This window comes from Algoriphagus persicinus (assembly GCF_035156415.1).
In the GTDB taxonomy this organism is placed as follows: Bacteria; Bacteroidota; Bacteroidia; order Cytophagales; family Cyclobacteriaceae; genus Algoriphagus; species Algoriphagus persicinus.
In genome coordinates, this window is sequence record NZ_JAYEEY010000065.1 from 1 (window position 1) to 2,079 (window position 2,079).

Below are 2,079 nucleotides of genomic sequence, written 5' to 3' on the forward strand. Positions count from 1 at the left end.
TACAGAACAAATCGGTCTCAGAGTAAAGAGACCATTTTCCATAATCTGATCAACAGAATGGTTAAGGCTGAAAAATTATATATCCAGAATTTGATATGATGTTAAATGGCCACCTCTATAAGATTAATCCAGCTTAAAAAGTTAACAAAAGATTGTAAGGCTGAAATAGTTTTTGTTACTGCATTCTTAAACAGACCTAAGTTTAGACAATTTATGACCGAAATTGCGTGGGAAACGGAAGTTTGGATTGCGGATAACCCTGATCACTTAGTACACTTCAATGGCGACAAATTTCTTGGGCCATATATAGACAAATAAAAAGCACTAAGGCACAACACTAAATATAGGTCATTGGGCAGATAGTGCTAAAGTTGAAAATGATTACATTTAATTAAATATATAGCTGATTGGTAGTTTGGAGCCTTGAAGTGCCCAACGCCCCATATTCTTAACGTTAGCACTCATTTTAAAAGACAGACAATGCGACAGATAATAACATATATTTTGACTTTATTCACTCTGACTGTTTATGGGCAGACTTTTAAAGAAATGAAACCAACTTTAGGTTACTTGGTTGACAAAAGTCTTGACGGAGAATTGGAGTTTTTAAAAAAGCAAGAAGAGTGCGAAAAGTTTTGGAAAGAAGTTGGGACTAAAGTTGATGAAAANCTTTAGGTTACTTGGTTGACAAAAGTCTTGACGGAGAATTGGAGTTTTTAAAAAAGCAAGAAGAGTGCGAAAAGTTTTGGAAAGAAGTTGGGACTAAAGTTGATGAAAAAGACTTTACAAAAGAACAAAAAAAGCTTTATGAATTTTGTGCTACTGACATTGAAGGTTATTGGGACATAATTGGAGTAGGTTGCAGTTGGTATTGTGGTGGCGGACAAGACACTCTTTCTGCTTCTTCTGAATTGAAACCATTTAAGGGAATTAACTTCAGTGCAAGGAATGCTCACGACCTTAGTTACAAGACAGCTTGGATTGAAGGAGTTCCCGGTAATGGAATTGGAGAATATCTCACATATCATATTCAACCTCAAAACCCAAGAATAACTAAAGTTATCGTTGTAAATGGCTATGTGAAATCAGAAAAAGCGTGGAGAGAAAATTCAAGAGTTAAGAAACTTAAAATGTATGTTGACGACAAACCATTTGCATTGCTAATGCTTGAAGACACAAGACAAGAACAAATTTTCTCGTTTGAGCCACTTGGTTATAGCGACAGAGATAATTGGGACGAACTACATAAAAAACCTTGGTGGACAATAAAATTTGAAATTGCAGATGTTTATAAAGGTGAGAAGTATGATGAAACAGCAATTACTGAAATTTACTTTGACGGTATAGATGTTCATTGTTTTGGTGCAGGGACAGAAATCGCTTTGGCAGACAACTCGACTAAGAAGATTGAAGAAATTACAAATCAAGATTGGGTTCTCACATTCAACTTTTTGACAGGCAAATTGGATAAAGCCAAAGTTTCACAATTAATAACTGTAAGACATTCTAAGCTTTTAAACCTTCGCTTTTCAGACAGGGAAATAATTGTAACGGACGACCATCCATTTTGGGTTGAAGGAAAAAATTGGGCTTCTGTAAACCCGACAAAATCAAACGACAACTACGAACAGACTTCTGAAGTAATTAAATTAAAAATCGGTGACAGAATTTTTGTTCCGTCAGACAATAAGTTCATTGACTTAATTTCCATTGAGAAAATTGAAGAAGAACAATTGACCTACACAATAGAATTGACAACAGATGACAATTTTATAGCAAACGGACTTTTAGTAAAAACGGAGAGACCAAAATGGACGAATTGAAAAGAAAAACGAGTGCTAACAGCACCTACACGCAAGTGGGGGTTCAGTGCATTTATGACAGTGACGTGCTAAATCAAAGTTTCTGCTTGATTGAAAGTGAATCGCTCCGAAATCGCCACCTTCGGGTAGCTGCAAAACGTCAGACTGTCTAAAAACTCATTCAAAATTTCACTAAAAATACCCACTATCCCGATGGGACTTATGGGGTGATTTTTGTATCTTTTTATATGAAATTTATCCAAGGAACTGACCGCAC

At 35.7% G+C, this 2,079-nt stretch carries 3 protein-coding genes and 1 pseudogene; 3 read left to right on the forward strand and 1 reads right to left on the reverse strand.

Going from position 1 to position 2,079, the window contains the following annotated elements:
• The 3 genes and pseudogenes from U3A58_RS21595 to U3A58_RS21605 form a co-directional block, all read left to right on the forward strand.
• Nucleotides 1–99: pseudogene (locus U3A58_RS21595) on the forward strand (IS1595 family transposase); the annotation flags it as partial.
• 6 nt (nucleotides 100–105) lie between these two features.
• Complete coding sequence (locus tag U3A58_RS21600; protein WP_323826470.1) at nucleotides 106–318, forward strand: BsuBI/PstI family type II restriction endonuclease; 213 nt, start codon at nucleotides 106–108, stop codon at nucleotides 316–318.
• A 362-nt stretch (nucleotides 319–680) separates the two neighbouring features.
• On the forward strand, nucleotides 681–1,823 hold the full coding sequence (locus tag U3A58_RS21605; protein WP_323826471.1) for an NADase-type glycan-binding domain-containing protein: 1,143 nt from the start codon (nucleotides 681–683) through the stop codon (nucleotides 1,821–1,823).
• Between the two features lie 68 nt (nucleotides 1,824–1,891).
• Here the strand turns inward: U3A58_RS21605 and U3A58_RS21610 are convergent.
• On the reverse strand, nucleotides 1,892–2,079 hold a 188-nt coding region (locus U3A58_RS21610; RefSeq protein ID WP_323826472.1), incomplete at its 5' end, for a hypothetical protein.

Excerpts from the sequence above, each read along its gene's own strand:
- U3A58_RS21600 (WP_323826470.1), top strand. The coding sequence starts at position 106 with ATGGCCACCTCTATAAGATTAATCCAGCTTAAAAAGTTAACAAAAGAT.